The following is a 7,527-nucleotide window of genomic DNA, read 5'->3' on the forward strand; positions in this document are numbered from 1 at the left end:
GGCTACTCCTGCTGTTCGGTCTGTTGCCGGAGCCGGCGCAGGGCGGCCAACTCCGACGGGGTGGGCGGATCGGTCTGCCGCAACGACTCGGCGACCCGTACCGGCCAGCCGGTGCGGGCGCGTACCTCATCGATGCCGACGCCGGGATGCAGTGCCGTGACAACGAGCTCACAGGTTTCCGGGTCCGGCTGCAGCACACCGAGATCGGTGATGACGGTCCGCGGGCCGCCGCCGCGCAGCCCCAACCGCTCCCGGTCGCCCTTGCCGCGCCCGAAGCCGACCGAGGTGACGAAGTCGACCCGCTCGACGAAGGCGCGGGTGGACTGCCGTACCACGACGATGACCTCCCGGCAGTTCGCCGCGATCTCCGGCGCCCCACCCGCGCCGGGCAGCCGGACCTTCGGCCGGCGGTAGTCGTCACCGATGACGGTGGTGTTCACGTTGGCGTACCTGTCGATCTGGGCGGCGCCGAGGAACCCGATGTCGATGCGGCCGGGCTGGAGCCAGTAGTTGAACACCTCCGGCACGCTGATCACCGCGTCCGCGGTGTCGGCGAGGATTCCGTCCCCAATGGACAGTGGAAGGCGGTCCGGCTTGGCGCCCAGGGTTCCGGACTCGTACACCAGCACAAGTCCGGGCGCGTGGGTGCGCCGGGCCAGGTTTGCCGCGGTACTGGGCAGTCCGATGCCGACGAAGCAGACGTCGCCGTCGCGCAGCGCACGGGCCGCGGCGACCGTCATCATCTCGTCGGAGCTCCACGCTTGAGGGCTCACGCCCGCACCTCGCCCGGCGCCGGGTTGAAGATGTGGTTGTCCAGCCATCGGTTGAACTCCTCGCGGTCCCGGCCGATCTCGTCCCATGCCCGGTAATAGTCGTTGTCCCGTACCGAATATCCCTGGGCGTACGACGGGTGGGCGCCGCCGGGCGCGACCGCGACGTAGTCGACCGCCCAGGTCGGCAGCACGATCGCGCCGGGGCGAGGATCGAGTTCGTCGACGATCTCCTCGACGGTCACCAGTGACCGCGAGGCGCACAGCACGGCCTCCTTCTGCACCCCGGTGATGCCCCAGAGCTGAACATTGCCCTGCCGGTCGGCCCGCTGGGCGTGGATGACGGCGGCGTCCAGCTTCAGGGCCGGTACCGCGGTCAGCACCTCGCCGGTGAACGGGCAGGTGATCGGCGCGATGTTGGACGTCTGGCCGGGCAGGTCGGTGCCGACGTACCCGCGCATCACCGCGAACGGAAGCCCGGACGCGCCGGCCACGTACCGGTTGGCCATGCCCGCGTGGCTGTGCTCTTCGAGTTCCAGGTGAACCGGCCAGTCGTTGGAGACCGCGTCACGGAACCGGTGCAGCGAACCGACTCCGGGGTTGCCGCCCCAGGAGAAGACCAGGCGGGTGGCGCAGCCGGCCCCGATGAGCTGGTCGTAGATGAGGTCCGGGGTCATCCGGACCAGGGTCAGTCCGCGGCGGCGCTGCCGGATCACCTCGTGCCCGGCGGCGAACGGGATCAGATGGGTGAAGCCCTCGAACGCGACCGTATCCCCGTCGTGAACAACCTCGGAGACCGCCTGGGCGAGCGAGGCTATTCGGGCCATTGTCCCTCCGCTTCCAGAACGTGTTCGCTCCGCTCTCAGGGCGCTCGCCTACCTTCGACGACGTTCGCCCCGTTTCCGAGGCGCCCACCGCCCTTCGGCGTTCGCCCTGTTTCGAGGCGCCCACCGCCTTCGGCGGCGTTCGCATTGCGAACACAAATCCGTATGTCGAACGACACTATCGAGCGCGGAGGGGACCGGTCAACGACGCACTTATCACATTCAAACCGGAGCCACCCCGCCAGTACGCTGGACTTTCCAGCCGGTGGTCGCCGGCCGCTGTGAATGATCCTGGAGCCTTGCCGTGACTGAAGCATTCCTCGTCGATGGTGTCCGCACTCCGCAGGGTCGGTACGGAGGTGCGCTGTCCACGGTACGGCCGGACGACCTCGCCGCTCTCGTCGTGGGTGAGGTGGTGCGCCGCAGCGGCGCACCGGCAGACGCGATCGACGAGGTGATCCTCGGGGCGGCCAATCAGGCCGGCGAGGACAACCGGAACGTGGCGCGGATGGCCGTGCTGCTGGCCGGGCTGCCGGAGACCGTGCCGGGCTTCACCGTCAACCGGCTGTGTGCCAGCGGGCTGACCGCGGTCGCGACGGCCGCGCAGATGGTCCGGTCCGGCGAGGCCGACCTGGTGGTGGCCGGCGGGGTCGAGTCGATGACCCGGGCGCCCTGGGTGATGGCCAAGCCGGGCACCCCGTGGGCCCGCCCCGGCGAGGTGCACGACACCTCGCTCGGCTGGCGCTTCACCAACCCCCGCTTCGCCGCCGCCGACGCCGCGGTACCGGCCGACTCGGGCCCGGAGACGATGAAGCTGACCCTGTCGATGGGGGAGACCGCCGAAGAGGTCGCCGTACTCGACGGGATCACCCGTGCCGACTCGGACGCGTTCGCGCTGCGCAGTCACCAGCGTGCGGTCGCGGCCGCCGACGCGGGTCACTTCAGCGGCGAGATCGTGCCGGTACCCGTGAAGGACACGACGGTCAGCGTCGACGAGGGCCCGCGGCGCGACACGACGCTGGAGAAGCTGGGCAAGCTGCGTCCGGTGTTCCGCGCCGGAGGCGTGGTCACGGCGGGCTCGTCCTCGCCGCTGTCCGACGGTGCCGCGGCCATCCTGGTGGCCAGCGAGCGCGCCGTACAGCGTTACGGCCTGCGTGCCCGGGGCCGGGTGGTCGCGTCGGCCAGCGCCGGCGTGGCGCCCAACCTGATGGGCCTCGGTCCGGTACCGGCCACCGAGAAGGTGCTGGCCCGGGCCGGGTGGCAGGTGGCAGACCTGGAGACGGTGGAGCTGAACGAGGCGTTCGCCGCGCAGAGCCTGGCGGTGATCCGGCGGCTGAAGCTGGACGAGGACCGGGTCAACGCCGACGGCGGTGCGATCGCGCTCGGGCACCCGCTCGGCTGCTCCGGCGCTCGCCTGATGGTGACGCTGTTGGGCCGGATGGAGCGGGGCGACGTCCGGCGCGGCCTGGCGACGCTGTGCGTGGGGGTGGGTCAGGGGGCCGCGCTGCTGGTCGAGCGCTGACCCAGATCCGCCTTCTTTCTCACCGGCCGATCGGCGTTTAACGCCGGTCGGCCGGCTTCTTTCCGGCCGGTCCCCGGCGCGAACCGGCGGCACCTTCCGGTTCACCTCACACAGGCGATGAGACATCACCCCGCCTTCCCGAAACATGGCCCAGGAGCGGTAGCCGGGCGTGCGATGACGCCCCCATCCGGGCATCGCCCGCGCGGACTATCCAGCGAGGGGGAGACATGAGCAGGGACTTCAGCCGCGGCAAGAGCGGCACCCATGGTCGCAACCGGCCGTCCGCAGCGCTGGAAGACACCGACCCGATGACCCGGGAAGACATCCTGGAGGCATTTGGCCCCGAGACGTCGAGTGCGAGCGCGGGGCACCGGCCCGACCGGACTCCACCGGATCCAGATCTGAGTGACGATCCGCGGCCACCGTCCTGAGTCATCGACCCTGAGAGGCAGACATGCAATACGACCAGTTTCTCGCCCAGGTTCGGGACCGCGGCGAGTACGCAGACCGGCACGAGGCTGAGTTCACCACGCTGGTGGTGCTGCGGATCCTCGCCGGCCGGCTCACCGGGCAGGAGGCCGACGACCTCGCCGCTCAGCTACCCGAGGAGGTGGCCGGAATCCTGACCGGCTTCTCGGGCGAACCGGAGACGTTCAACGTGCACGAGTTCCTGCGCCGGATCGCCGAGGTGACCGGGGCCAGCCAGCGTACGGCGCAGTGGGACGCGAGTGCGGTGCTGAGCACGGTGGCCGACGCGGTCAGCGGCGGTGAGGTCAACGACGTACTCACCCAGCTTCCGTCCGGGTACGCGGTGCTGTTCGGCCAGTCCGCGATCAGCGGCTAGCGGCCGGTGTATCCCGGGCCGTTCGAGTTCAGCGCAGGATTCCGGTATGGCCCAGCGAGTACCGGCCCGGCTGTGGCCACACGCACAGTCCGTGCGGTTCCGAGCCAACCGGGATCTTCGCGATCAGGTGGCCGTCGTCGGTGCTCAGCGCGTAAACCACCGAGTTGTACCGGCCGGACAGCCACAGCACGGTGCCGTCGGGGGACAGGCCGCCCATGTCCGGGCTGCCCCCGCCGGGGATCTGCCACTTCGCCGTCAGCTTGCCGGTCGCGAAGTCCAGTACCGAGACGGAGCCCTCGCCCCGGTTGGTGATGTACATCTTGGTGGAGTCCCGGCTGATGTACAGGCCGTGCGCTCCCTGACCGGTGGGCAGGAAGGTCGGCTTGCCGAACGTGTCACCGTCCAGCACCCACAGGCCGCTGGACTGCATGTCCGCGACGTACCAGGTCTTTCCGTCCGGGGATACCTTCACGTCCTGCGGCATCGGGTTCTCGCCCGGGAGGCGCTGCTGACCGATGATCTTCTGGTTGGCCACATCCACCTTGAGCAGCTCGCCGGAGAACTCGCAGCTCGCGATCAGGTACCGGCCGTCGGCGGAGAAGTCGGCGTGGTTCACCCCGTCGCAGGTCACGTCGATCGTCTTGACCGGAGCCATGGTGTGCGGGTCGCGGAACACGATCTGGTGCGCCGCCTCGGCCATCACCACCGCGTACTTGCCGTCCGGGGTGAAGTAGAGGTTGTACGGGTCGTCGACCGGCACCGGGTCGCCGAACTTGCCGGTGGCCGGGTCGATGGGGGTCACGGCGTTGCCCTGGTCGCTGTTGACCCACAGGGTACGCAGGTCCCAGGACGGCACCACGTGCTCCGGGCTGTGCGGCACGCGTACGGTGTCGATCACCTTGTACGTGGTCGGGTCGATCACGGACACCGTGTCGCTGCCGTTGTTGGGTACGTAGACCCGGAACGGGTCGTTCTTGACCGCGTCGGACAGGTTGCCGGGCCGGTCCGCCGCGTACAGGTCGTTCGGGTCCAGCAGCGGCGGCATGCCCGGCAACGGCGCCCCGACGGCGGTGTTGGTGCCCGCGGTCTCCACCGGATGGGGTGATCCCCGGGTGGGCATCGGCATGTCCGGCATCCGGTGCTGTGCCTGCGGTGTGGCGCTCCGGTCGGTACAGGCGGCGGCGAGGACCAGGCTGGTGCCGAGCGCGACGGCGCCGAACTTCAGGTATCGGGAGCTGCGATTCATGGGCCTACCAGTTCGGTCATCGTCACCGGTCGCAACTTCAGCTGCCGGAGCCGTTCGAGGATCGCGGGGATCGCGGCCACTGTGCCGTCGTGGCCGCAGTGCATGCTGACGATCGACCCGCCCCGTACCGAGTCCGACACGGTACGGGCGACCGCCTCCGCTCCGGGATCCGTGTTGTCCAGCGAGTCGAGGTCATAGGACAGGCAGGTGGCGTACCCGGCCCGGGCGGCCTGGGCCCGGATGGTCGCCGTGGAGTACTGCGTCATCGACGGGCGGAACCAGGTACCGATGGATCCGGTCAGTCGTTTCAGCACGGTCGCGCACGCGTCGATCTCGGCGAACGCCTCGTCCGCGCTCATGCTCGCCAGGTCGCCGTGGTTCTGGGTGTGGTTGCCCAGCTCATGGCCGCCGTCGAGGATCCGCCTCGCGGTCTCCGGCGTATCCGCGAGCCAACTGCCCACGGCCAGTACGGTGGCCCGGGCGCCGCCCCGCTCCAGCTCCCCGAGCAGTGCCCGGACCTGTGCCGGATCGCCCTGGCCGTGAAACGTCAGCGCAATGGCCGAACGGTCCCGGGGCCCATTGGTGATCTCGGGCGGCAGGGTGGGCAAGCCACTCGCCCGCGGCGCACTCGTCTGCGGCCCACTCGCACGCGGGGCGGGCTCCGCCGACGGACGCGGCCGGGACTTCGAGCCGGACGCGCCCTCGGGTCTGGTCGTGGTCGCGCCGTCGACGGACGCGAGACGGTTGTGCCCGTGCGGCTCGCACCCGGTCACCGAGGCCGCGGCGAGAGCGAGTACCGCCGCCCTGAGCGCGCCGCGACGGTCGAGCGAGGCTGCCGGATCCGGTGGTTGGGGCGGCGAAGCCTCGTCCTGTCGCACCGTGTCCCCCGGTCCCTGCCGTCGCGGTCGCGCGCGCGTCGGCGTGCGCGTTCGGCGGGGAGGGGGTGTCCGTGGCCGACCCGGGCCGTCGATGACCCGGTGACTTTACGTTACCGGTTGTCGCACCCGGTCGCGCCAAGCTCGCTCAGCTCACCGGCGTGTCGGCCGCCTCCGCGGTCAGCTCGTCGCGGGACAACACCCACAGCTCGCCGGGCAGCATCACGACACCGGACGGCTGGCCGTCTGGCCGGACCTCGTAGCGGCTGGGCGGCCCGGACGACTCCCAGAACGCCCCGACGATCGTGCCGGTCGCACCGGTGTGCGGGCCGCCGAGCATCCGTACCCGGGTGCCGGGGGCGTGCCCGTCGTCGGCCACCACGAGCACCGCGTCCAGGATCTGCCGGGCACCGGTGAACGCGTCCCGGCCCGGGATCCGTACCGTGCCGTCGGCACCGATCAGGGAAGAGGCCAGTGCGGCGGAGGCCGCCTCGATCCGCGGGTACAGGTCACCCGGCGTACGGGTCGGGAGCGGGCCGCCGTCGAGCAGCCGCCGGGCGGCCCGGTCCAGCCCGGCGCAGGCGGTGTCGATCGCGGTCTCCTCGCCGAGCTCGGCCGCCCAGGCCAGCTCGCCCGCCGACGGTACGAGGTCGGGCCGCTCGTGCGCGACCACCAGGTACAGCGACGCGACCGCGGTGCAGCGCCCGGCGCCGTGGTACAGCGAGCCGGCGCCGGAGCCGTCCTCCCCACGGGTGGGCGGGAACCGGTCGGTCAGGTGCCGGGCCCGGCCGTGAGGCAGGTCGGCGGCCAGCCGAGCGTCCTGTACGCGCTGAGCGAAATCACGGCGCCCCCGGCACTCGACGAGCCACCGTCGATGGTTGTCCGAACCGGCCGGATAGACCGTGCGACCGCGACTGGCCGGCATCCCGGCATACGGGTCGTTACCCGACGGGCGTTCGCCGGCCCCGGCGCCCAGCTGGCGCGCGGCGACCAGGTAGGACACGCCGGTACGGGCGGCCTGCGCCCGGATGGCGCGCTTGCGTGCCCGGTCCGGTGTCGGCTTGCGGCGAGGTTTGTCCACCATTTCGTCCTCCGCGGGCCTACGCACCCGCTGATGGGAGGTTTCCGGGCAGCGCACTGCCCTGTCGCGATGATAGCCGCCGCTGCGGCCGGTCCGCCGCTTCACCGTGTCTGCTCCGAGCCTGGAGTGGCGACTCGCCACCAGCAGTGACCCCGGACCGGCGGGCCGCGTTGGCAGGGGGAAGTCGGTGCTGGGCCGGGGTAGCATCGGAACGGGCAGTGCGCCTGCCCGAGCCTTGTGCGTCGCCCACGCCGACCACTGACAGGCCAAGAGGCATCGACTCAGCGCTTCACTTCCGCCTGCGGCGTCGCGTGCGCCGGTGATGGGCGGTACGCGTGGGGTTCCCCCGGAGGTTGATCATGTTT

Annotated in this window: 8 protein-coding genes; 3 read left to right on the forward strand and 5 right to left on the reverse strand. The window is 71.1% G+C overall.

The annotated features are described in order from the left end of the window. Positions 1-2: 2 nt before the first annotated feature. Positions 3-773: a CoA-transferase subunit beta gene (locus tag Raf01_RS36160; RefSeq protein WP_239134242.1), complete on the reverse strand. Its 771-nt coding sequence runs from the start codon at positions 771-773 to the stop codon at positions 3-5. Then, positions 770-1,597 (reverse strand): CoA transferase subunit A, encoded by an 828-nt coding sequence (locus Raf01_RS36165; protein WP_203922596.1) that lies wholly within the window; start codon positions 1,595-1,597, stop codon positions 770-772. Before Raf01_RS36165 ends, Raf01_RS36160 begins: the two co-directional genes overlap by 4 nt. A gap of 301 nt (positions 1,598-1,898) precedes the next feature. Between Raf01_RS36165 and Raf01_RS36170 the strand changes: the two genes are divergently transcribed. The 3 genes from Raf01_RS36170 to Raf01_RS36180 all read left to right on the forward strand — a co-directional run bounded on the left by Raf01_RS36170 (position 1,899) and on the right by Raf01_RS36180 (position 3,960). Next, positions 1,899-3,116 carry a thiolase family protein gene (locus tag Raf01_RS36170; protein ID WP_203922597.1) on the forward strand — a complete coding sequence of 406 codons (1,218 nt, stop codon included), beginning with the start codon at positions 1,899-1,901 and terminating at the stop codon, positions 3,114-3,116. A 227-nt stretch (positions 3,117-3,343) separates the two neighbouring features. Then, positions 3,344-3,547, forward strand: coding sequence for a hypothetical protein (locus Raf01_RS36175; RefSeq protein ID WP_203922598.1), 204 nt, complete (start codon positions 3,344-3,346; stop codon positions 3,545-3,547). 23 nt (positions 3,548-3,570) lie between these two features. After that, positions 3,571-3,960, forward strand: a complete 390-nt coding sequence (locus tag Raf01_RS36180; protein WP_203922599.1) for a DUF2267 domain-containing protein — start codon at positions 3,571-3,573, stop codon at positions 3,958-3,960. 28 nt (positions 3,961-3,988) lie between these two features. On the opposite strand, the gene Raf01_RS36185 is transcribed toward Raf01_RS36180, so the two are convergent. From Raf01_RS36185 to Raf01_RS36195, 3 genes are all read right to left on the reverse strand, one after another. Then, positions 3,989-5,206 carry a YncE family protein gene (locus Raf01_RS36185; RefSeq protein ID WP_203922600.1) on the reverse strand — a complete coding sequence of 406 codons (1,218 nt, stop codon included), beginning with the start codon at positions 5,204-5,206 and terminating at the stop codon, positions 3,989-3,991. Next, the gene (locus Raf01_RS36190; protein WP_203922601.1) at positions 5,203-6,084 is read right to left on the reverse strand and encodes a polysaccharide deacetylase family protein; all 882 of its coding nucleotides are present in this window, start codon (positions 6,082-6,084) and stop codon (positions 5,203-5,205) included. The genes Raf01_RS36185 and Raf01_RS36190 overlap by 4 nt, the downstream gene beginning before the upstream one ends. Positions 6,085-6,229: 145 nt before the next feature. Beyond that, a complete protein-coding gene (locus tag Raf01_RS36195; protein WP_203922602.1) occupies positions 6,230-7,165 on the reverse strand; it encodes a hypothetical protein in 936 nt (311 codons plus the stop codon). Between the last annotated feature and the right edge of the window lie 362 nt (positions 7,166-7,527).

This window comes from Rugosimonospora africana (assembly GCF_016862975.1).
In the GTDB taxonomy this organism is placed as follows: Bacteria; Actinomycetota; Actinomycetes; order Mycobacteriales; family Micromonosporaceae; genus Rugosimonospora; species Rugosimonospora africana.